Annotated in this window: 19 protein-coding genes; 8 read left to right on the forward strand and 11 right to left on the reverse strand. The window is 70.6% G+C overall.

Annotated elements, in window-relative coordinates:
• Nucleotides 1-3 precede the first annotated feature (3 nt).
• The 4 genes from panD to KCH87_RS26640 are packed head-to-tail and all read right to left on the reverse strand — an operon-like array spanning nt 4 to nt 3,984.
• Nucleotides 4-486, reverse strand: a complete 483-nt coding sequence (gene panD, locus KCH87_RS26625; protein WP_210588786.1) for an aspartate 1-decarboxylase — start codon at nt 484-486, stop codon at nt 4-6.
• 41 nt (nt 487-527) lie between these two features.
• On the reverse strand, nt 528-1,349 hold the full coding sequence (locus KCH87_RS26630) for an alpha/beta fold hydrolase (protein ID WP_210588787.1): 822 nt from the start codon (nt 1,347-1,349) through the stop codon (nt 528-530).
• A 14-nt stretch (nt 1,350-1,363) separates the two neighbouring features.
• Complete coding sequence (gene entS, locus KCH87_RS26635) at nt 1,364-2,641, reverse strand: enterobactin transporter EntS (RefSeq protein ID WP_210588788.1); 1,278 nt, start codon at nt 2,639-2,641, stop codon at nt 1,364-1,366.
• Nucleotides 2,642-2,649: 8 nt separating this feature from the next.
• Nucleotides 2,650-3,984 (reverse strand): salicylate synthase, encoded by a 1,335-nt coding sequence (locus KCH87_RS26640; protein WP_210588789.1) that lies wholly within the window; start codon nt 3,982-3,984, stop codon nt 2,650-2,652.
• A 209-nt stretch (nt 3,985-4,193) separates the two neighbouring features.
• Between KCH87_RS26640 and KCH87_RS26645 the strand changes: the two genes are divergently transcribed.
• The 3 genes from KCH87_RS26645 to KCH87_RS26655 are packed head-to-tail and all read left to right on the forward strand — an operon-like array spanning nt 4,194 to nt 7,943.
• On the forward strand, nt 4,194-5,822 hold the full coding sequence (locus KCH87_RS26645; RefSeq protein ID WP_210588790.1) for a (2,3-dihydroxybenzoyl)adenylate synthase: 1,629 nt from the start codon (nt 4,194-4,196) through the stop codon (nt 5,820-5,822).
• Complete coding sequence (locus tag KCH87_RS26650; protein WP_308298923.1) at nt 5,812-6,873, forward strand: iron chelate uptake ABC transporter family permease subunit; 1,062 nt, start codon at nt 5,812-5,814, stop codon at nt 6,871-6,873. The genes KCH87_RS26645 and KCH87_RS26650 overlap by 11 nt, the downstream gene beginning before the upstream one ends.
• A complete protein-coding gene (locus KCH87_RS26655) occupies nt 6,870-7,943 on the forward strand; it encodes a FecCD family ABC transporter permease (RefSeq protein WP_374199036.1) in 1,074 nt (357 codons plus the stop codon). The genes KCH87_RS26650 and KCH87_RS26655 overlap by 4 nt, the downstream gene beginning before the upstream one ends.
• 12 nt (nt 7,944-7,955) lie before the next feature.
• Here the strand turns inward: KCH87_RS26655 and KCH87_RS26660 are convergent, their stop codons facing one another.
• A complete protein-coding gene (locus KCH87_RS26660; RefSeq protein ID WP_210588791.1) occupies nt 7,956-8,876 on the reverse strand; it encodes a hypothetical protein in 921 nt (306 codons plus the stop codon).
• Between the two features lie 155 nt (nt 8,877-9,031).
• Between KCH87_RS26660 and KCH87_RS26665 the strand changes: the two genes are divergently transcribed.
• A complete protein-coding gene (locus KCH87_RS26665; protein WP_247196853.1) occupies nt 9,032-11,254 on the forward strand; it encodes a cation-translocating P-type ATPase in 2,223 nt (740 codons plus the stop codon).
• A 118-nt stretch (nt 11,255-11,372) separates the two neighbouring features.
• A complete protein-coding gene (locus tag KCH87_RS26670) occupies nt 11,373-12,440 on the forward strand; it encodes a glycerophosphodiester phosphodiesterase family protein (protein ID WP_210588793.1) in 1,068 nt (355 codons plus the stop codon).
• 54 nt (nt 12,441-12,494) lie between these two features.
• Here KCH87_RS26670 and KCH87_RS26675 read toward each other — a convergent pair whose 3' ends face one another.
• Together KCH87_RS26675 and KCH87_RS26680 are read right to left on the reverse strand one after the other, a co-directional pair.
• On the reverse strand, nt 12,495-13,715 hold the full coding sequence (locus KCH87_RS26675) for a DegT/DnrJ/EryC1/StrS family aminotransferase (protein ID WP_210588794.1): 1,221 nt from the start codon (nt 13,713-13,715) through the stop codon (nt 12,495-12,497).
• Between the two features lie 102 nt (nt 13,716-13,817).
• On the reverse strand, nt 13,818-14,954 hold the full coding sequence (locus tag KCH87_RS26680) for a GNAT family N-acetyltransferase (protein WP_308298924.1): 1,137 nt from the start codon (nt 14,952-14,954) through the stop codon (nt 13,818-13,820).
• 221 nt (nt 14,955-15,175) lie between these two features.
• Between KCH87_RS26680 and KCH87_RS26685 the strand changes: the two genes are divergently transcribed.
• Together KCH87_RS26685 and KCH87_RS26690 are read left to right on the forward strand one after the other, a co-directional pair.
• Entirely contained in the window at nt 15,176-16,621 is a 1,446-nt protein-coding gene (locus KCH87_RS26685; protein WP_210588834.1) for a glyceraldehyde-3-phosphate dehydrogenase, read from the forward strand.
• Nucleotides 16,622-16,663: 42 nt separating this feature from the next.
• Complete coding sequence (locus KCH87_RS26690; RefSeq protein ID WP_210588795.1) at nt 16,664-17,353, forward strand: DUF4328 domain-containing protein; 690 nt, start codon at nt 16,664-16,666, stop codon at nt 17,351-17,353.
• A gap of 93 nt (nt 17,354-17,446) precedes the next feature.
• On the opposite strand, the gene KCH87_RS26695 is transcribed toward KCH87_RS26690, so the two are convergent.
• The 4 genes from KCH87_RS26695 to KCH87_RS26710 all read right to left on the reverse strand — a co-directional run bounded on the left by KCH87_RS26695 (nt 17,447) and on the right by KCH87_RS26710 (nt 20,170).
• Entirely contained in the window at nt 17,447-17,860 is a 414-nt protein-coding gene (locus KCH87_RS26695) for a VOC family protein (RefSeq protein WP_210588796.1), read from the reverse strand.
• A gap of 105 nt (nt 17,861-17,965) precedes the next feature.
• A complete protein-coding gene (locus KCH87_RS26700) occupies nt 17,966-18,637 on the reverse strand; it encodes a class F sortase (RefSeq protein WP_210588797.1) in 672 nt (223 codons plus the stop codon).
• A gap of 117 nt (nt 18,638-18,754) precedes the next feature.
• Nucleotides 18,755-19,393 (reverse strand): hypothetical protein, encoded by a 639-nt coding sequence (locus KCH87_RS26705; RefSeq protein ID WP_210588798.1) that lies wholly within the window; start codon nt 19,391-19,393, stop codon nt 18,755-18,757.
• 75 nt (nt 19,394-19,468) lie between these two features.
• Nucleotides 19,469-20,170, reverse strand: a complete 702-nt coding sequence (locus KCH87_RS26710; RefSeq protein ID WP_374199037.1) for an ATP-binding cassette domain-containing protein — start codon at nt 20,168-20,170, stop codon at nt 19,469-19,471.
• A gap of 296 nt (nt 20,171-20,466) precedes the next feature.
• On the opposite strand from KCH87_RS26710, the gene KCH87_RS26715 reads away from it, so the two are divergent.
• Nucleotides 20,467-21,186, forward strand: a complete 720-nt coding sequence (locus KCH87_RS26715) for an FAD binding domain-containing protein (protein WP_210588799.1) — start codon at nt 20,467-20,469, stop codon at nt 21,184-21,186.

The raw sequence follows: 21,186 nt of genomic DNA on the forward strand, positions 1-21,186 counted from the left end.
GGCTCAGTTCCTCTCCTGTTCGTCCTGCTCGTTCTGTTCGCTGTGTTCGCTGTGTTCGCTGTGTTCGCTGTGTTCGCGGAAGGATCCGGAGAACTGGTCGGGCGCGCCGGGTACCGGCTCGGCCAGGTCCGCGCCGAGGGCGACGATCCGGTTGGCCTTGTCGACATGGACCACCCGGGGACGATGGGTGGCACGCTCGGACTCGTCGAGCGCGGCGAAGGACATGATGATCACGAGGTGACCGGGGTGGATGAGATGGGCGGCTGCGCCGTTGACACCGATGACGCCGGTGCCCCGGTCGCCCGCGATGGCATACGTGGTGAGTCGGGCGCCGTTGTCGATGTCCACCACCTGGACCTGTTCGCCCTCGACGATGTCGGAGGCGTCCATGAGGTCCTGATCGATGGTCAGGGACCCCACGTAGTGCAGATCGGCCTGGCTGACGGTGGCGCGATGGATCTTTCCATTGAGCAAGGTGCGGTGCACCACTACCCCCTGAATCGATACTTAGGTGAGGCTAACCTAATTCAATCTCTTCGGGTGCGGAAGAAGTCCAGAAGCACACGGTTCACCTCGTCCGGCCGCTCCAGATAGCCGTAGTGGCCGCAGCCCTTGATCTCCTGATACGTCGCCGAGGGGATGGCCTCGGCGACCTCGCGGCCCAGGTGCGGGGGCAGGATCACGTCGTCCGCGAAGCCGACGACCAGGCACGGCACCTCGATCGCCCGGTAGGCCTCCAGCCTGCCGTCCGGAACGCGCAACTCCAGCTGGGCTCTCGCGCCGGGGCCGACGGCCGGTGGTGAGTACTCGAAGAGCTCCAGCCAGTCCTGCAACCGCTGTTCGTCGTCCAGGGTGACGGGCGACAGGTTGGTCAGCGCCCGCACCCAGGCCGCGTAGGCCGGCGGCAGCTCCACCCCGCTGTCGTGCAGGGCGCGTTCGGCTACGGCCATGGCCTCGCGCGGCGCGTCTGTGCGGCCGCGCGTGGCCATCAGCACGCCCTGGCTGACGAGTTCGGGGCGGGCGAGCATCAACTCCTGGACGACGTACGCCCCCAGGGAGACGCCGACGACCCGGCACGGCGCGAGGTCCAGGTGCTCGATCAGTCCGGCGGTGTCGGCCACCAGGTCGTCGATCGTGAAGCCCTCGGGGCACTCGTCGCTCGGCGGGATGCCGCGGTTGTCGAAGGTGACGACCCGGTGTCCGGCCTCGACGAGCGCGGGCACCTGATGGAGGTGCCAGGACCGCCCTCCGGCGGCCCGGCCCATCACCAGGACCACGGGTTCGCCGGTGCCGACGGCGCCCATGTCCTCGTAATGGAGCCCGATACCGTTGATCTGCGCACTCGGCATGACAGGCGCCCACCTCATGTCTTCTCTGTCGAGTCAGCGGGTTCCTCGGCGTCCGAGGGCTCGTGCAGGGTGGCCTTCCGCAACCCCGGCATGGCCACGGCGAGGGTCGCCAGGCCCGCCAGGCAGACGACACCTCCGAGGACGGCCGCACCCGCGGACGACCCCAGCGCCCTGGCCACCAGGCCCGCTTCCAGGTTGCCCACGGACGGCCCCGCGGTCGCCTGGGCCAGCCAGAGGCTGCCGACCCGGCCCTGGAGACGGTCGGGCGTGTAGTGCTGGAGGAGCGCCCGGCGCAGGATCTCCGAGGCGGTGTCGCCGAGTCCGGCCAGGGCCAGGAAGGCGAGCGCGGCCCACAGGTTGGGACTGAGGCCGAAGCAGACGATCGCCACGCCCCACACCGCGACCGCACCGATCAGCGCCCGCCCGGTGTGGTGCACCCGCCCGGTCCAGCCGCTGGTCAGCGCGCCGAAGAACGAGCCGACGGCGGGGGCGGTGTAGAGCAGTCCGACGGTGGAGGGTCCGCCGCCGAAGTGTTCGGTGCCCAGTTCGGGGAAGAGCGCGTACGGCATGGCGAAGACCACCGCGCACACGTCGATCAGCAACAGCCCGGACACGACCTGGTTGCCCCGCAGGAAGCGCAGTCCCTCGGTCATCGCCTTCAGCGGATGCTGCGCCTCCACCGTGCCCTCGGGCGGAAGCGCCGGCAGCGGAGCGAGCAGGGCCAGTCCTACGACGTACACCGCCGCGTCGATCGCGAAGCACATCGCGACCCCCGGGCCCGCCGCGATGACACCCGCGAGCGATGGGCCGATCATGCCGCCGAGTTGAGCGGTGAGCGTGGTCAGCGCGCCGGCCGCGGCCAGCTGGCCGGGCTGCACGAGGGACGGTGTGGCCGCCATCATGGCGGGCCCGCCGAGTCCGGCCGTCCCGCCGGCGAGGACGGCCGCCACGAAGACGAACCACACCTTGGGGTCGGGCAGGGCGGCGTTCACCGCGAGTCCCGCGACCACCACGGCGGTGATCGACCGGGTGACGAGCATCACCCGGCGCCGGTCGACCCGGTCGGCGAGCACGCCGCCGGCGACCAGTCCGACCAGCAGCGAGAGGCCCAGCACCAGGCTCATCAGGCCGACTTGGACCGTCGATCCGGTCAGGGCGTAGACCTGGAGGCTCGCCGCCACCGAGGTGAGATGCGTGCCGATCATGGAGATCGCCTGGGTGGCGAAGACCAGCCGGAAGTCCCTGCTCGCCTTCAACGGAGCGACGTCGACGACGACTTCTCCCAGTCTCACGCCGGCCCCTAACGCCCGAGGGACGGTGCGACGACCCGTGCGGGCACGACATAGGGGGCGACGCTGCGGAGCTTCTCGCAGGTCTCCTCCAGTTCGCGTTCCGGAGTGGACCCGGCGAGTATTCCGGCACCGGCCCGCAGCCAGGTGCGGCCGCTCTCCTCGAAGAGGCTCCGCAGCACCAGGGCCGCGTCGAGCGCTCCGTCACTGCCCGCCATCAGGACCGCCCCGCTGTAGATCCCGCGCGGCTCGGTCTCCAGGCGTGAGATGCAGTCGTACGCCGGTGCCTTGGGGATGCCCGAGGCGGTGACGGCCGGGAAGACCGCCCGCAGGACGTCCCATGCGGTGGCCCCCTCGCCCAACACGCCGTGCACGCTGGATCCGAGATGCTGCACGCTGCCGCGCTGACGGACGCTCAGCAAGTCGCGCACCGAGACCGTGCCGGGCCGGCACACGGTCGCCATCTCCTCCTCCGCCAGCTTGACGGAGAGCACATGCTCGGAGATCTCCTTGGGGTCGGCGAGGAGTTCGGCGCGCAGCCGTGCGTCCTCGACGTCGCCCAGGCCGCGGGCGCGGGTGCCTGCAAGGGGCTGGGTGACGACCTCGCCGGCCGCGTCGACCTCGGCGACGGTCTCGGGGCTGAAGCCGACGACCCGGCGGCCGCCGAGGTCGAGGAGGAAGGAGCGGGCCGGGGTGTTCCTGGAGCGGCCGTGCACGAAGGTGGCGGCGAAGTCGACCGGGAAGGGCACCTCCACGGACCGCGAGATGATGACCTTCTGGAGTTCGGTGGTCCGGATCTCCTCGATGGCACGGGCCACCAGTTCCGGATACCTTCCGGCGGAGTCCTCGACGTCGATCGGCCGGGGGTCGACCGGACGCGGTGCCACCGGCTCGGCCAGGTGCAGCAGGACGGCGTCCAGCATCCCCTCGTCGACGCTGCGGACGACGACGCCGTTCTGCCGGAGCCTCACCTCGGTGTGCGGTATCACCAGATGCAGGAGGTCCTCGTCGCCCGCGCGGTCCGGCCGGTCGGTGTACAGGTGGGAGAACTCGAAGGCCGTCCAGCCGTAGGCGTTCCATGCCCCGATGCCCATCTCGTCCAGTTTCTCCTGGACTTGACGGAGTGGATGCGGTCCGAGCGGCGCCGTGGACTCCTCGGTGAGCCATCGCGAGCGCACCCCGGAGCGGCCGACCACGACCTCGCCGAGCGCCCCTCCGGCGAACCAGCAGTCGCCCTCTCGTTCATACACCACGTACTGGTCGAACAAGGCGGACTCGGCCAGTTGCGCGGCCAACTGAACGGGGTCCCCCGGCAGTTCCGTCTCCGCGCTCCGATAACGCAGCAAGGGACCTACCTCCCAGGTGAACTTAGGTTAACCTAACCTAACCGATAATGACCGTAGCCTCCGCATCGACGGCGCGTCCAGAGCGCCGCCCCGATCACACCCCAGTTGCCCCCTGTCGCACCTCCAGGCTCGACCGCGATCACGCCCCCAGGCTTGACCCTGATCGTGCATTAGGCAAGCCTTTCCTAAACAGCAGGCGGGAGTTGAGGATGCTCGACGGTTGGGTGCCCTGGCCTCAGGAGTTCGCCGAGCGGTATCGGGACGAGGGGTACTGGGCGGGCCGGCCACTGGACCGGCTGTTGCGGGATCGGGCCGTGCGCTCACCGGAGCGGGTCGCGCTCGTGGACGGCGACGGCAACCGGTGGACGTACGCCGAGCTCGATCTGCGAGCCGACCGTACGGCGGCGGGACTGCGGCGGCTCGGTATCGGCGACGGCGACCGCGTGGTCGTCCAACTGCCCAACACCGACGCCTTCGTGGTGCTCTTCTTCGGTCTGCTGCGAGCCGGTGCCATCCCGGTGCTCACGCTGCCCGCGCACCGGGAGAGCGAACTCGTCCATGTCGCCGAGACGGCCGGTGCCACCGCCCTCGCGGTCCCCGACACGCTGGACGGCTTCGACCACCGCGGGCTGGCCCGAGCCGTACGCAAGGCGGTGCCGGGCGTCGAGCACGTCCTGGTCGCGGGCGACCCGGCGGAGTTCACCGCGCTGGCCGACGTCGACGCCGACCCGGTGCCGCTGCCCGCGCCGGACCCCGGCGATGTGGCGGTGCTGCTGCTGTCCGGCGGCACCACCGGCAAGCCGAAGCTCATCCCGCGGACCCACGACGACTACACCTACAACGTCCGGGCGAGCGCCGAGGTCAGCGGCTTCGACAGCGACACCGTCTACCTGGTCGTCCTCCCGACCGCGCACAACTTCGCGCTGGCCTGCCCCGGACTGCTCGGCACGCTGCTGGTGGGCGGCACGGTGGTCCTCTCCCCCACGCCGAGCCCCGACGACGCCTTCGCGCTGATCGAACGGGAGAAGGTCACGGCCACCGCCGTGGTCCCGCCGATCGCCCTGCTGTGGCTGGACGCGGTGGAGTGGGAGGAGGCCGACCTGTCCTCGCTGCGGCTGCTCCAGGTCGGCGGCTCCAAGCTCGGCGCCGAGCCCGCGGCCCGCGTGGAACCCGCCCTCGGCTGCACGCTCCAGCAGGTCTTCGGCATGGCCGAGGGTCTGCTCAACTACACACGCCTCGACGATCCCCCCGAGTTGCTGACCGGCACCCAGGGCCGCCCGCTGTCCCCCGCCGACGAGGTCCGCGTGGTCGACGACGAGGGACACGACGTACCCCCGGGCGGGACCGGCGAGTTGCTCACCCGCGGCCCGTACACCCTGCGCGGCTACTACCGGGCGGCCGAGCACAACTCCCGGTCCTTCACCCCGGACGGCTTCTACCGCACCGGCGACCTCGTCCGGGTCCTGCCCTCGGGCCATCTGGTCGTCGAGGGCCGGGCCAAGGACCAGATCAACCGGGGCGGCGACAAGATCTCCGCCGAGGAGCTGGAGAACCACCTCCTCGCCCACCCCGGCGTGCACGACGCCGCCGTGGTCGGCATGCCCGACGAGACGATGGGCGAACGCACCTGCGCCTACCTCGTCCCACGCGGACAGGCCCCGACCCAGCGCGAACTCGCCGCCTTCCTCACGGACCGGGGCGTCGCCGCGTACAAGCTGCCCGATCGCGTGGAACTGCTCGACTCCTTCCCCCGGACATCGGTCGGAAAGATCGACAAGAAGTCGCTCGGCCGCCTGATCGCCGCGCAGCTGCGCTCGGAGGGCAGTGGTGAAGGGTGAGCCGGGCGGTGGTACCACCGCTCTTGTACGTCCGGAACAGCCACCCGCCCGCCGCCGGCACTCGACCCGCACCCTGGCGGTAGGGGGTGCCCTGCTCCTGCTGATCGCGGCGGCCCTGCTCAGCCTGGCGATCGGTTCGCGTTCGCTGCCGGTGTCCGTCGTGGTCGACGCGCTGCTGCACGACGACGGCTCGACCGCGAGTTCGGTGATCTGGGACGTACGGGTGCCGCGCACGCTGGCCGGGATCGCCGCCGGGGCCGCGCTGGGCGTCGCGGGTGCGCTCATGCAGGCGCTGACCCGTAATCCGCTGGCCGATCCCGGGCTGCTGGGGATCAACGCGGGCGCCGCCACCGGAGTCGTCCTCGCCATCACGGTCTTCGGGCTGACGAGCCTGTGGTCGTCGGTGTGGTTCGCCATGGTGGGTGCGGTGGTGGCGGGGCTGCTGGTGTATTCGCTGGCCTCGGGCGGGCGCGGCGGTGCGACACCCGAACGGCTGGCTCTGGGGGGTGCGGTGATCGCCGCCGTGTTCACCGGTCTCAGCCAGACCATGATGCTGCTGGACGCGCAGACCCTGGACCAGATGCGGTTCTGGAGCGTGGGCTCGCTGGCGCGGGCCGACAGCTCGACGCTGACGGCCACCACTCCGTTCGTCGTGGCGGGCCTGCTGCTCGCGCTCTCCCTGGTGCGCCCGCTGAACGCGGTGGCCCTGGGCGACGACACCGCCCGCGCGCTGGGGGCCCGGCTGCACCGGACCCGCCTGCTCGGCATGCTGGCCGTCACGGTGCTGTGCGGGGCGGCGACCGCGGCCGTCGGCCCGCTGGTGTTCGTCGGCCTCGCCGTGCCGCACATCGCCCGTTCGCTCGTCGGAGCCGACCAGCGCTGGACGTTGCCGATGTCCATGCTGCTGGCCCCGGCCCTGCTGCTGTGCGCGGACGTGCTCGGCCGGGTCGCCGTCCGCCCGAACGAACTCGACGCCGGGGTGGTCACCGCCGTGCTCGGCGCTCCCGTCTTCATCGCCCTGGTGCGCTACCGCCGGGTGGTCGCCGCGTGACCGGCACGGCCTCGCCCGCCCGTCCGGCCGAGCGGCGCGCGCGTGTCGTACGGAGCCGGTCGCACGCGTTCTCGCTGCGGGTGGACGTGCGCGCGGTGTCGGTCTGTCTGATCCTGCTGGCCGCGACCGTCGGAGTGGGCGTACTGGCGCTCGGCACCGGGGAGTTCGCGATCTCCCCGGCAGACGTGGTCCGCACGCTGCTGGGCAACGGCAGCCGCCAGACGGACTTCGTGGTCAACGAGTTGCGCCTCCCCCGGCTGCTGACCGGCATCCTGGTCGGTGCGGCGCTCGGACTGAGCGGTGCCCTGTTCCAGAGCCTGTTCCGCAATCCGCTGGGCAGCCCGGACATCGTCGGCTTCACCTACGGCTCGGCCACCGGAGGCCTGCTGGTCATCCTGGTCGCCTCCGGCACCGGAGGAGCGGTGGCGTTCGGGGCCGTGGGCGCCGGCCTTGCGACCGCCCTGCTGGTCTATCTGCTCGCCTGGCGGCGCGGGGTGCACGGCTACCGGCTCGTGCTGGTCGGCATCGGCGTGAGCACCCTGCTCCAGGGCGTCAACGCCTACCTGCTCGCCCAGGCCAAGATCACCGAGGCGGCGCAGGCGATGGTGTGGCTCAACGGCAGCCTCAACGGCCGGGACTGGACGGACGTCCGCCCGGTCGCGGTCGGGCTGCTCGCCGTCCTGCCGCTCGTCGCGCTCGGCGCGGGCAGGCTGCGGATCCTCGAGATGGGCGACGACGTGGCGGGCGGGCTCGGGGTACCCGTCCAGCGCACCCGGCTGATGTTGCTGGTCCTGGCGACGGCGGCATGCGCGGTGGCCACCGCCGCGGCCGGTCCGATCCCGTTCGTGGCCCTCGTCGCGCCCCAGGTGGCCCGCCGCCTCACCCGCGTCCCCGGCCCCAACCTGTCCGCCGCGACCTGCGCGGGGGCCCTCCTCGTGGTCACCGCGGACTTCGCCTCCCAGCACATCCACGCGACGGCCCAGCTGCCGGTGGGTGTGGTGACCGCGGTGGTCGGCGGGCTGTACCTGGGGCTGCTGCTACGGCGGCAGCGGCGGGCCGGTCAGATCTGACCGGCCGCCGTCTCAGTGGCCGTGCCCGTCATCGTGCGCGGGCTCGTCCGCGGCCGCCTGTCCGGCGCGGACCGTGAACGCCGTGGTGTGCACAGTGCCCTCGTGCTTGAAGTCGAGGAAGAGCCGATAGGTCCCGCTGCTCGGCGCCGTGGCCGTGAAGAAGATGTCGGGGCCGGGCTTCGTGGTGCTGTTGGGGTGCACGTGGAGGTAGGCGAGGTCGCCCGAGCGCAGGGCGACGAGATGGCCGTACGCACCGAGGTAGGGCTGGAGGTCGGTGACCGGCCGCCCGTTCCGGGAGACCGTCAGCTTCAGCTCGCTCTCGGCGCCGGGACGCAGGCCGCCGGAGAGCTCGACCTCGTAGCCTTGGGTGCCGGCGATGGAGCTGGGCGACGGCAGGCCCTTCGGCTCGTACGGGCCCGAGGCCGCCAGATCCGCGCCGAGGGTGAGGTTTTCGGCGCCCTTCTTCGCCGGGGTGAAGTCGGCGAAGACCCGGTAGCCGCCCGCGCGGGGCAGTTCGACGGGGATGCTCCAGGTGCCGTCGGCGGCGCGGGTGGGGTGCAGGTGGCGGTAGGTGACCAGGTCGCGTGAGGCCACGATGAGGTGCAGTTCCTTCTCGTGCTCCCGCCGGTACGCGGTGACGGCACGGCCGCTGTCGTCGCGGATCGCGAAGCGCAGCTCGGTCTGCTTCCCCGCGGTGACACGCGGTGTCCGCAGGTCGAGGGTGTAGCCGCCCTCGGAGATCTGAAGCCCGCCGGCGGGGCTCGCTTCGTGCCCGCCACCTCCCTCCGCCGCCTCGTCCGTGTGCTGCGTGTCATGGCGCGCGGGCGGGCGGTCTTCCACGACGGGTGCGACGCCCTGGCCCACGCCATAAGCGGTGCCGAAGGTGGCTGCCAGTGCGGCGGCGAATGCGGTGATCTTCAGTCCGGTGTGCATGGTGTCCTCCGATCTCCAGATCTCTATGCGACCGACCATACCCCTGGGGGGTATGAAGTCAAGGCCTTCCGGCGCTTGCGATTGATACCCCTCAGGGGTATACAGGACAACGCAAGGCAGGATACCCCTCACCCGTATGCAGTCCAGGAGCGATGATGGCCAGTAACCAGGTCGACCTCGTCATCGGCGGCATGACCTGCGCCTCGTGCGCGGCACGCGTCGAGAAGAAGCTGAACCGCATGGGCGGGGTCACGGCCACCGTCAACTACGCCACCGAGAAGGCCAGGGTCAGCTACACCGGTGAGGTCTCCGTCCCGGATCTGATAGCCACGGTCGAGGCGACGGGGTACACGGCGCAGGAGCCCGCGCGGGCCGACCCCGAGCCCGAGCAGGTCGACCATGAGCTCCGGTCCCTCCGGCAGCGACTGCTCACCTCGGTCGTCCTGGCCGTCCCCGTGATCGCGATGGCCATGATTCCCGCCCTTCAGTTCGACAACTGGCAGTGGCTGTCCCTGACACTGGCGGCGCCTGTCGTGACGTACGCCGGATGGCCCTTCCACAAGGCGGCGTTGACCAACGCACGCCACGGTGCGGCCACGATGGACACGCTGATCTCGGTCGGTACGTCGGCCGCGTTCCTGTGGTCGCTGTGGGCGCTGTTCTTCGGGACCGCGGGCACGCCGGGGATGACGCATCCCTTCGAGCTGACCATCGCCCGCGGCGACGGCGCCGGGAACATCTACCTGGAGGCCGCCGCCGGAGTCACCGCGTTCATCCTGGCGGGGCGCTACTTCGAGGCCCGCTCCAAGCGCAAGGCGGGAGCCGCTCTGCGGGCTCTGCTGGAGCTGGGCGCGAAGGACGTCACCGTGCTGAGCCCGGACGGCGGTGAACGGATCGTCCCCGTCGCCGAGTTGAAGGTCGGCGACCGTTTCCTGGTGCGTCCCGGGGAGAAGATCGCCACCGACGGGACGGTCGTCGAGGGTTCCTCCGCCGTCGACGCCTCCATGCTCACCGGCGAGTCCGTGCCGGTGGAGGTTTCCGAGGGTGATCCGGTCACGGGCGCCACGGTCAACGCGGGCGGGCGGCTCGTCGTCGAGGCCGTCCGGGTCGGCGCGGACACCCAACTGGCCCGGATGGCCAGGCTGGTGGAGGACGCGCAGAACGGCAAGGCCGCCGCGCAGCGGCTCGCGGACCGGATCTCCGCCGTGTTCGTGCCGGTGGTGATCGCCCTCGCGCTGGGCACCCTGGGCTTCTGGCTGGGCAACGGCGCCGGTCTGACGGCCGCGTTCACGGCCGCCGTCGCGGTCCTGATCATCGCCTGCCCGTGTGCCCTGGGCCTCGCCACGCCGACCGCGCTGCTGGTCGGTACCGGGCGGGGCGCCCAGCTCGGGATCCTGATCAAGGGCCCGGAGGTGCTGGAGTCCACGCGCAAGGTCGACACGGTCGTCCTCGACAAGACGGGCACCGTCACGACCGGCCGGATGGCGCTGCTCGCCGTGCACAGCGTCACCGACGAGTCCGAAGTCCTGCGATTGGCAGGCGCGTTGGAGCACGCCTCCGAGCACCCGGTCGCCCGTGCCGTGGCCGCCGGCGCCATGGACAAGCTGGGTTCGCTGCCCACGCCGGAGGACTTCGCGAACGTGCCCGGCCTGGGTGTGCAGGGCGTCGTCGACGGCCACGCGGTCCTCGTCGGCCGTGAACAACTGCTCGCCGACTGGGCGTTGGAGCTGCCACAGGAGCTGAAGCAGGCCAAGTCCGAGGCCGAGGCGGCCGGGCGCACCGCGATCGCCGTCGCCTGGGACGGCGAGGCACGGGCGGTCCTCGAAGTCGCCGACGCGGTCAAGGAGAGCAGCCCGGAGGCGATCGAGCGGCTGCGCGCCCTCGGTCTGACGCCGATCCTGCTGACCGGCGACAACCGGACCGTGGCCGAGTCGGTCGCGGCCCAGGTCGGCATCGCGGCCGAGGACGTCTTCGCCGAGGTGCTGCCACAGGACAAGGCCGCCGTCGTCAAGCGCCTTCAGAGCGAGGGCCGTTCGGTCGCCATGGTCGGCGACGGCGTCAACGACGCGGCCGCGCTCGCCCAGGCAGACCTGGGACTGGCCATGGGCACCGGCAGCGACGCGGCGATCGAGGCGGGCGACCTGACCCTCGTCCGAGGCGACCTGCGGGCGGCTGCCGACGCCATCCGGCTGGCCCGCCGGACCCTCGGCACCATCCGGTCCAACCTGTTCTGGGCGTTCGCCTACAACATCGCCGCCCTGCCGCTCGCGGCGGCCGGACTGCTGAACCCGATGATCGCCGGTGCGGCCATGGCGTTCTCCTCGGTCTTCGTCGTCGCCAACTCCCTGCGTCTGCGCACCTTCAGGCCCCTCGGATGACGGACGCGCGCGTTTCCCCAGCGTTCACAGCGTCCTCGCATCCAGGTCGTCGTACGCTCCCCGGGACCGCACTAGCGTCTTCGGGTCGCCCCCCGAACCGAACAAGAGTGAGGTTTCGATGTCCTCAAGACATGTCCTCGCCGGCCTGGCCCTGGTGCCGGCGCTCGCCTTCCCGGCGGCCGCTCACGCGACGACGGCGCACGGCCCAGGGGGGCCTGACCACAGGCCCTCCTTCGACCTCCAGGCCCACCGCGGCGGCATCGGGATGACGACCGAGGAGTCCCTGGAAGGCTTCGGCAAGGCCCTGCGCCTCGGCGTCTCCACTCTGGAGCTGGACACCCAGATCACCAAGGACGAGAAGGTCGTCGTCACCCACGACCGCCAGGTCAGCGCCCAGAAGTGCAAGGACACGGCGCCCGTCACGCCGGGCGACCCGATGCATCCGTACGTCGGCAAGTACATCAAGGACCTGACGCTGGCCCAGATCAGGACCATGGACTGCGGGTTCCAGCAGCTGCCGGGCTTCCCCGAGCAGGAGCAGATCAAGGGCATGAAGATGGTCGAGCTCAGGGACGTCCTGAATCTGGTCAAGCGCTACAAGGCCAGGCAGGTCACCCTGAACATCGAGACGAAGGTCGAGGCGGGCGCCCCCGAACAGACCGCGCCGCGAGAGCTGTTCGTGCGCCGGGTGTACGAGGAGATCCACCGCTCCGGCATCGAGCGCCAGGTCACCATCCAGTCCTTCGACTGGGGCGCGCTCAAGGCGATGCACGAACTCGCGCCCAGGTGGCCGCTGGTGGCGCTCACCAACTACGACTTCCTCCAGGTCGGACAGGACGGCGCCTCCCCCTGGCTCGGCGGCATCGACGCCGACGACTACGACGGTGACTTCGTGAAGGCCGCCGACAGCATCGCCGGCGTCACCACCCTCTCCCCCAACTACGGCTTCCCGCAGAGCGGCAAGGTCGGCGACCCCGGATTCCGCTTCTACGCCGACCGGGCCATGGTCGACGCGGCGCACGCCCGGGGCCTCAAGGTCGTCCCGTGGACCTGCGACGACCCGGCGACCGTGGAAGCGCTGATGGACTCCGGGGTCGACGGCATCATCACCAACTACCCGAACAAGGTGAGGGAGATCATGGCCGAGCGCGGTATGCGGCTGCCGAAGGCGTACGGGCCTCGCTGATCGTCACGGTGGCGGGACCGGGGCGTGCACTCCCGGTCCCGTCGCCTTAGTGTCCTACTGGCCGAGCGGTGTCCGCGGCTTGAGGTCCGGGACGGGATCAGGAAGTGCGGCCGTCGCCCGTTCCCTGGTGAGCGCCCCGGTGATCCTCCGCGCCAGGAGCGGATCGACCGGGAGCACGTGGGAGGCGAACCAGCGGGCGGCCGACGGGTCGGGGGACGGTTCGACGAACTCCGCGCCCGCGTAGTCGTCGAGCGGCGGGTCGTAGACGTAACCGCAGACCATGCCGTGTCGCACCAGACGCTCCACCAGGGCGTCGCGTTCGTCGACCAGGAACGGAACGCGGAACAGGGGCGGAGGGCCGTCGTGCGCCGCGCTGTCGCGTACCGCCCGGGAGGCCCAGGCGGTACCCGACAGCAACGAGACACCGACCCTGCGCCGGGTCAGGTCCCCGTCGAGCCGGGCCAGCCGCAGCGTCAACTGCCCCCGGACGATGGGCCCGTGGCGTTCCCGGAAGCCGTGCAGGTCGACGCGGACCCATGGCTCGTACGCCGCCAGGCTCGGCGCCTCGCGCGCGCAGCCGGTCAGCCGCGGCGCATGGAGGGCCATACGGAACGCGTCCCGCTCCAGCAACCCGAGGCGCTGCATCGTCCGCCACACCGGACGCACCAGATGCAGGGCGCGTACGGAGGAACGCGCGAGCGGCCGCAGTGTCACGGCCAGATCGGCGCGCAGGCGGCCCGGCACCAGGAGATCGTCACGCAGCAGCTCCAACTCCCGCCGGGTGCGGGCGTCCTCGACGGCGAGGAATCCCCCGGCCATCCCCGCCACATGCTTGGACAGGCTGAACGCGGCCGCGTTCCCGAAGGTCCCGATCCGCTGCCCGTCCACGTGTGTGCCGATGGCGTGCGCCGCGTCCTCGATCAGCGGGATCCCCAACTCGTCGCAGCGGCGGCGCAGTTCGACGACCCGGTCCGGCATGCCGTACAGGTTGGTGGTGAGGACGGCGTCCACGTTGCGCCAGGTCGATTCCGGTACGGCGTCCGGGTCGATGTTTCCGTCCCACACGGAGACGGGGGCCTGCACCGGGCGCAGCCCGGCCGCAAGGACGACGAAGAGGATCACGTCGTCGTTCACCGGTGACATCAGCACCCGTCCGCCCGGGCGGCACCAACGCCGCAGTGCGAGATACAGAGCCAGCCGTGCCGAGGGCGTGTAGACGCATTCGCGTCCGAGTCGCCGTGTCATCATCGCGGCGAGCCGCGATCCGTACGGCATCGTCACCTGCTTCCGTCGAGAGGCCGTCGAACGGCCGTAGAAGGACGTACGAAAGGCTCAGGGCGCGCACGCGAGCGCGTCCGGGAGTTGAGTTGCGTGTGCTCAGCGGGTGCGGGGTGCCGGTCTCTCGAGGCCCGTCCGGCCCGACGTACGGAGCGTGCCGACCGACTTCAGTAACCGGTCGGCCGGCTCCCGCAGTGCGGGGTGGGCCAGGACCGTGTTCCGCAGACCGCGCACGGGTCTGCGCCACAGCCGGTGTGCCGCCGCCACCGGGTGCGGGCGGGTGGCGAACCCCTCGCCCACGCGCAGCTCGCGGGTCTTCAGCCAGTCCTTGTACTCCTTGTCGCCCCGCCCGAAGTCCATGAGCCGCACCCCGTGACCGCCCGCGGCGTGTGCCATGTGCAGGTGCATCATCAGTCCGGGCGAGTAGTAGCGGAGTTCCGGGTCGTACGTGGTGAACCAAGCCGCGAACACCGTCCGCGATCTCGGCCCGAAGTGCGCGGCCACCGGGCGGTCGCCGGCGTACAGCACGGACAGCACACCGGTGAAGTGCTCCTCGCGGACCTGGAAGAAGTGGTCCACCAGGTCCACGATCCACGGCCGGGAGAACCGGTCCATCCGGCCCGTCCTGCGGTACTGGGCGGACTTCCACTCCATCAGCCGGTGCAGCATCCGGGGGTCGCGCTCGTCGAAGACGAAACGCACGTCGCCGACATCACGCCCCAGCCGGCGTTCCTTCTTCAGCGTCGTCTTGGCCACCCCGGGGTACGTGGAGCGCAGCCAGTCCGCGTAGGCGCCCGCGCCGTCCTTCAGGTCGACCACGGGTGAGGCGAACGTCCCGGTGACGAACCGGCCGAACGGCTTCTGCTCGTCGACGAGATGGTCGAACTCCAGGACGGACAGCCCGCAGGCCCGCAGCAGTTCCTGCATGTCCCAGACGACCCCGGGGCGGTGCACGAGCGCCTGGCAGTCGGAGAGACCGAGACCGATGGCCCGGCCGACGCCGAAGGAGTTGCGCTCGTACGGGAAGAAGCCGACCGGCTCCCTGCCCTCGTACAGGACGGCCACCTGCGCCCCACCGCGGTGCCTGCCGATCCCGGCCGCGAACTCCGGCGCCAGGAAGGGATTGGCGTAGTCGGGCGACTCGTCCATCGCCTCGTGCCAGGCCCTGCGCAGCGGGACGCTCAGCTCCTCGGGTCTGTGGATGGTGATGTCCAGCTGCTTCCCCACGGATCGCACGGGCGACCCCTCCCCCCGGTTCCCCCCTTGACGCGGTCTCCGCGCCCTGCCTCCTCGAACTGTTCGGCAGGGATCAAACGTCGCGAAACAGCACGCACACTGTCAAGGGTGCCCACTGCAAAGGAACGGTACGTACCGGATATCCGTCGACCCGACTGCGCTGATCAAAATGGCGCGCGGTTAGCATCTGAGCGCTACCTAGCTCGGAAGAGATGGATCCTGTGACTGTCAACGAGGACTCGTTCACCAACTGGAAGAACCGCGAGGAGATCGCGGAGTCGATGATCCCGATCATCGGGAAGCTGCACCGCGAGCGGGACGTGACCGTCCTGCTGCACAGCCGCTCCCTGGTGAACAAGTCGGTGGTGAGCATCCTCAAGACACACCGCTTCGCCCGGCAGATCGCCGGCGAGGAACTCTCGGTGACGGACACCCTGCCGTTCCTGCATGCCATCACCGCGCTCGATCTCGGCCCCTCCCAGATCGACCTCGGCATGCTGGCCGAGACATACCGGGCAGACGACCGCGGCCTGCCGGTGGCGGAGTTCACCGCCGAGGCCGTCGCCGGCGCCACGGGAGCCAACAAGATCGAGCGCCGCGAGCCGCGTGACGTCGTCCTCTACGGCTTCGGCCGCATCGGCCGCCTCGTCGCCCGGCTGCTGATCGAGAAGGCCGGTTCCGGCAACGGCCTGCGGCTGCGTGCGGTCGTCGTCCGTCAGGGCGGCGAGCAGGACATCGTCAAGCGCGCCTCGCTGCTGCGCCGCGACTCCATCCACGGCCAGTTCCAGGGCACGATCACCGTCGACGAGGCGAACAGCACGATCATCGCCAACGGCAACGAGATCAAGGTGATCTACGCGGGCGACCCGTCCGAGATCGACTACACGGCGTACGGCATCAGAGACGCCATCCTCATCGACAACACCGGCAAGTGGCGCGACCGCGAGGGCCTGTCCCAGCATCTGCGCCCCGGTATCGACAAGGTGGTGCTGACCGCGCCGGGCAAGGGCGATGTCCCCAACATCGTGCACGGCGTCAACCACGACACGGTGAAGCCGGACGAGCAGATCCTGTCCTGCGCGTCCTGCACCACCAACGCGATCGTGCCGCCGCTGAAGGCGATGGACGACGAGTACGGCGTGCTGCGCGGCCATGTGGAGACCGTCCACTCGTTCACCAACGACCAGAACCTGCTGGACAATTACCACAAGGCCGACCGCCGTGGCCGCTCCGCGCCGCTCAACATGGTGATCACCGAGACCGGTGCCGCCTCGGCCGTCGCCAAGGCACTGCCCGACCTCAAGGCGCCGATCACCGGCAGCTCGATCCGCGTCCCGGTCCCGGACGTCTCGATCGCGATCCTCAGCCTGCGGCTCGGCCGCGAGACCACGCGTGAGGAGGTCCTCGACCACCTTCGGGACGTCTCGCTGACCTCGCCCCTGAGGCGCCAGATCGACTTCACCAGCGCCCCCGACGCGGTCTCCAGCGACTTCATCGGCTCGCGTCACGCCTCGATCGTCGACGCCGGCGCGACGAAGGTCGACGGCGACAACGCGATCCTCTACCTCTGGTACGACAACGAGTTCGGCTACTCCTGCCAGGTCATCCGAGTCGTCCAGCATGTCTCCGGGGTGGAGTACCCGACCTACCCGGCGACGGCGGTCTGATCACGGGGAACTCCGGAAACACTCGTACGCAATGATGATCGCGTGAAAGATCAAATAGCCGAGGCGGCCCTGCACCCGGTCCGGACGACCGCCCGTTGTGCCGTCGCCGCCTTCGTTCTCGTCGGCGCCGCCTGGACGGCCCGAGCCGGCTGGCAGATCCGTCTCGCGGCAGCGGGACAGCCGTCGTCCGGACCACCGGACCAGGGCGGCGGCAGGCACCGCCCGCTGACCGCCCTCGAGGACGCCTACCACATCGTCAGTTCCCTGGGAGACGCAGCCACGGTGCTCTGCGCCATCGCGTTCCTGATGTGGCTGGGGCGCGTCCGGGACAACGCACGCGCTCTCTCGTCGCAGCAGCCCCGCTACTCCTGGCCCTGGGCCTACCTCGGCTGGATCATCCCCATCGCGAACCTGTGGGTCCCCCGCGCCCTGATCGCCGACATTCACCGCATCGGTGCTCCGGAACGGCCACTGCCGCGTGTCGTGAACTGGTGGTGGGCCCTGTGGCTGGTCGGGATGGTCAGCGGAGTGGGGCTGATGTACGCCGATTCCACGGATGAGGTCATCGCGCGCGCCTACACCGACGTCGGGCCGCTGCTGGCGGCCGACGCGGCCCTTGTGGGTGCCGCCGTGGCCGGCGCCCTGATGGTCCGTGCCCTCAGCGCGGTCCAGGAGGACCGTATGGAAGAAGTCTCGCGGCATGGCGCCGCGCCGGGCGGCCAGGCTGCCTGACCTGCAACGCACGAGTGAGCGCCGCGGACGTCTCCCCGCATGCGCACCGGTCGGCGGTCCCGTCCGTACGGGACCCCCGGCCGGCGGCTGCGTTCAGCTGCTCCGCTGGACGATGTCGACCATCCAGGGAATGCCGAAGCGGTCCGCACACATGCCGAACACGTCGCCCCACATCTGCTTCTCGAAGGGCACGGACACCGAGCCGCCTTCGGAAAGCTTCTCCCAGTAGCCGCGCAGCTCGGCGTCGTCGTCGCCGCTCAGGCTCACCGAGAAGTTGGTGCCGGGGGTGACCGGCATCCCGGGCGGGCTGTCGGCGCCCATCAGGGTGAACCCGCTCGGGGTCTCCAGCATGCCGTGCATGATCTTGTCGGCGTTCGGCGCGTCCCCCTGGCCGAACTCACCGTAGGTGTTGACAGTCAGTGTGCCGCCGAAAACCTCCTTGTAGAACTCCAACGCCTGCCTGGCGTCGCCGTCGAAGCTGAGGTACGGGTTGAGGCGCGAGGTCATGAATCCTCCTGGAATGTGGCGGGAAAGCCGCTGTCAAGGACGCTAGCGCGCGGCACTGACAACGGCCCCTCCCGGAGGACCACACGGAGCAAACACCGGCCGACATCAACGCAGGTGAGCGAAGACCACCAGGTTCTCCGTGTAGTCCTTGGCCTTGCGGTCGTAGTCCCCGGCGCAGGTGATGAGGCGGACCTGGGCCTGCGGAGTGTCGGCGTACACCCGATGGCTGGGGAAGTCGTCCTTGTGGAAGGTCTCCACGCTGTCGACCACGAACGTCGCTCTGCGCCCGTCGGCTCGCTTCACATAGAACCGGTCGCCCTTCTTCAGCTCGCCGAGGTCCGCGAACACGGCCGGAGACGTCGCCGTGTCCACGTGCCCGGCGATGATCGACGTGCCCGGCTCGCCCGGGGAGACGCCCTTGGCGTACCAGCCCACGAGATTGACCTCGTCGGCCGGAGGGGCTTCGAGCTGGCCGGAACGGGCGATGGCGAGCGGGGTGAAGGGCGCGTCGACCGAGATCTTGGGGATGCGCAGCCGGGTCGGTCTGGCCCGCGGCAGGTGCTTTCCGGCCCGGGGCGTCGTGGACGGGGACGATGTGGCGGCCGGAGCGGCATGGTGCGCGTGCCCGGTGCTGGGCGGCTCGTTCTCACCGCCGAGCAGGCTCACCGCCACGACGACGAGGGCAACCGCACTCCAGAAGATCGTGGCGGCTCTGCGGGTTCTCTGCCATGAAGGCGCTGGTTCGACATCGGTAGGGGAAGGAGGGCTGGCTGACATCGGACACCATCTCACTCGGGCACGGCAGCGGACACATCACGCGGGCGGGGCGAGCCGGGCCGCCGCGACGTGAGGGGTACGTGCGGCGGCCGCGGCGGTTATGTCGTCGGGCATCGGTCAGGCCATGCCTTCGGAGGCCTTCTTCCGCCGCAACGCGTACAGGCCGGTACCGGCCACTGCCAGCACGGCCAGCCCAGCGGTCGTCACCTCCGGCGAGGCGAGCGCGCCGCCTCCGGTGTGCACACCACCGTGCGGCTTGTCGTGGTCGGACTTCCAGGGCTCCTCGTGGTGGTCGCCGCGCCCCGAGTCCCGGTCGTGGTCGCCGCCGCCGGAGTCCCGGTCGTGCCCACCGTCGTGCCCACCCTCGTGCTCGCCCTCGCGACCACCGTCGTGCCCGCCTTGGTGCTCGCCCTCGCGACCACCGTCGTGGTCGCCGCCCCAGGAGTCCTCGCCGTGCTCACCGTCGTGGTCGTCCCGATAGGTGTCCGGGTCGTGCTTGGGGTCCTTGGCCTCGGCCCATTCGTCGTTGTTCACCAGGGCCAGCGCTCCGCCACCCGTGTGCATTCCACCGCGGGGCGCGTCGTGGCTGCTGTCCTTGTCGTGCTTCTTGCCGTAGGAAGAGTCTTCGTCGTGCTCCTTGCTGTGCGAGGAGTCCTCGTGGTCCCACTCACCCGTCGAATCGGCGTAGGCGGGTGCGGCGATCGCGAGCGCGGCCGTGGCCGCGGCCGTCGCGACCAGCATGCGTGCTGAGCGCATCTGTGAATCCTTCCGTCACACCCGGGCAGCTGACGCTTCGCCAGCTGTGTGACCCGGCCTTGACGTGATCCACCGTCAGCCGAACCCGACCGTCCCACCATTCGAGGCGATCACACGGGTTAAGCCCGCACCCCGTACGGCGGCATGCCGCCCGCACCCTTGCCCCGCCCGTCCGGGCCCTACAGCCGGGCTTCGGCCGGGTCCCAGCCCTGGTGAGGCACCGAGGCGAGGAGGCGTCTGGTGCACCACGGCCAGGTCGTGGCCGACGAAGACAAGGGCGACGCCGGTTTCGTGTCTGATGTCGCCGAGGAGTTGGAGGATCTGGGCCTGGATCGAAACGTCGAGTGCGGCAACCGCCTCGTCGAGGATCAGGATCTGCGGTTCGACCGCGAGCGCCCGGGCGATGGCGAGGCGCAGGCACGGGCGGGCTGTCAGCCGCGGGTCGAGTGAGACATAGGGATTCTGGAAGATCATCTGGATCTCGCGGGCCCGGGCCGGCCGGTCACGGCGGGTGCGTCGCCCGCGGCCGGGCGTGCGGTCCTTTCCGTTCACCGTGATCGTGCCCGAGTCGGGCCGGATCAGACCGACGACCAGCCGCGCGACGGTGCTCTTGCCCGATCCGGACTCCCCCACGATGCCGACCGACCCGCCGCGGGGAACGGTGAAGGACACCTGGTCGGCGGCGGTCAGCCGGTCGCCGTCCGGCAGCCGGTAGGTCTTGCGCACGGCGTCGACGACGAGCAGCGGCGCGGGCAGGGACGTAGGGGTGTCGTTCACCGTGTACTCCGGGTGGCCTGCGCGGCCGGGTCGAGCGGTCGGACGGTGGAAGAACGTCGAGGCTTCGTCGGGGCCACCGGCTTCGCCCTCGCCGACGCGCTGCTCGCCCTCGGCCAGGGCGATGCCGTCACCGACGAACTCAGTTGCTCAACCCAGGGGGGCGCACGAGGTGACGGGTTGAGCCCTGTATGCGCCCCGCGAGTGTGGGTACGAATGCGCCATAGAAGTGATCATGTGGCCGAGGTGTCCTGGCGCCTCACCCACCGCCAACTTTCCGGGAAAGCAGGTCGGTTGCCGTGCAGTTGCATCTGCCCACGTCCATACCCGAAGCGCAGGAGTGCCTGGTTGACGGGGCGGTGCCGATAGGCGGGGCGACTCTCGTGTGGGCCACCTGGCAGCGGGACGGGTTCCCCGAACAGGCCGTGTCGCTGCGCCGGCTGCCGGAGGCCAACACGATCGGGCCCGAGGAGCTGGGCTCGGCCGTCGTGCTGCACGAGGTCGACGACCGGGTGCCGGAGGTGCTGCGCAGGGCGGCGGCCGGTGTCGGGACCGGAGCGGTGCGCCGCACGGCCACGGTCGGCGGCAACCTGGTCGGCAGCACACTGCGCTGCCTGCTGCCCGCGGCATCTGTACTGGACGCCCGTGCCGTGGTGCTGGAACCGGACGGGGTGTACGAGACCGACCTCGCCGAAGTGCTGGCCAAGCGCCTCCTGCTGGTCGGCCTGCGCTGGCGTGAACCGGTCATCAGCAGCTACCGCAAGATGGAGGGCGAAGCCGGCGGACCGCCGCCCTTCGTCGTCGCCTCCGCCGTGCACGCCGACGGCGACGGCCGCAACGGTCTGCGCGTCGCCGTCCGCGACGGCTACGAGGTCCTCACCGGCAGCGCCACATGTGCCGCCGACACCGCGGAAGTGCTCGACGCCGTGCACCGCACCGCCCTCGGCACACTGCACGCCACCGCATGGGAAGCGGTCCGCGAGCACGTCACCGAACTGCTGACCCGCGCCCGAGGGTGA

Source organism: Streptomyces sp. GESEQ-35 (genome assembly GCF_017948485.1).
GTDB lineage: Bacteria > Actinomycetota > Actinomycetes > Streptomycetales > Streptomycetaceae > Streptomyces.

Bases quoted from the DNA above. Each gene is read 5' to 3' on its own strand.
- KCH87_RS26630 (WP_210588787.1), bottom strand. From the start codon at position 1,349: ATGCCGAGTGCGCAGATCAACGGTATCGGGCTCCATTACGAGGACATG.
- KCH87_RS26645 (WP_210588790.1), top strand. From the start codon at position 4,194: ATGCTCGACGGTTGGGTGCCCTGGCCTCAGGAGTTCGCCGAGCGGTAT.
- KCH87_RS26660 (WP_210588791.1), bottom strand. From the start codon at position 8,876: ATGCACACCGGACTGAAGATCACCGCATTCGCCGCCGCACTGGCAGCC.
- KCH87_RS26665 (WP_247196853.1), top strand. From the start codon at position 9,032: ATGGCCAGTAACCAGGTCGACCTCGTCATCGGCGGCATGACCTGCGCC.
- KCH87_RS26670 (WP_210588793.1), top strand. From the start codon at position 11,373: ATGTCCTCAAGACATGTCCTCGCCGGCCTGGCCCTGGTGCCGGCGCTC.
- KCH87_RS26675 (WP_210588794.1), bottom strand. From the start codon at position 13,715: ATGCCGTACGGATCGCGGCTCGCCGCGATGATGACACGGCGACTCGGA.
- KCH87_RS26695 (WP_210588796.1), bottom strand. From the start codon at position 17,860: ATGACCTCGCGCCTCAACCCGTACCTCAGCTTCGACGGCGACGCCAGG.
- KCH87_RS26700 (WP_210588797.1), bottom strand. From the start codon at position 18,637: ATGTCAGCCAGCCCTCCTTCCCCTACCGATGTCGAACCAGCGCCTTCA.
- KCH87_RS26705 (WP_210588798.1), bottom strand. From the start codon at position 19,393: ATGCGCTCAGCACGCATGCTGGTCGCGACGGCCGCGGCCACGGCCGCG.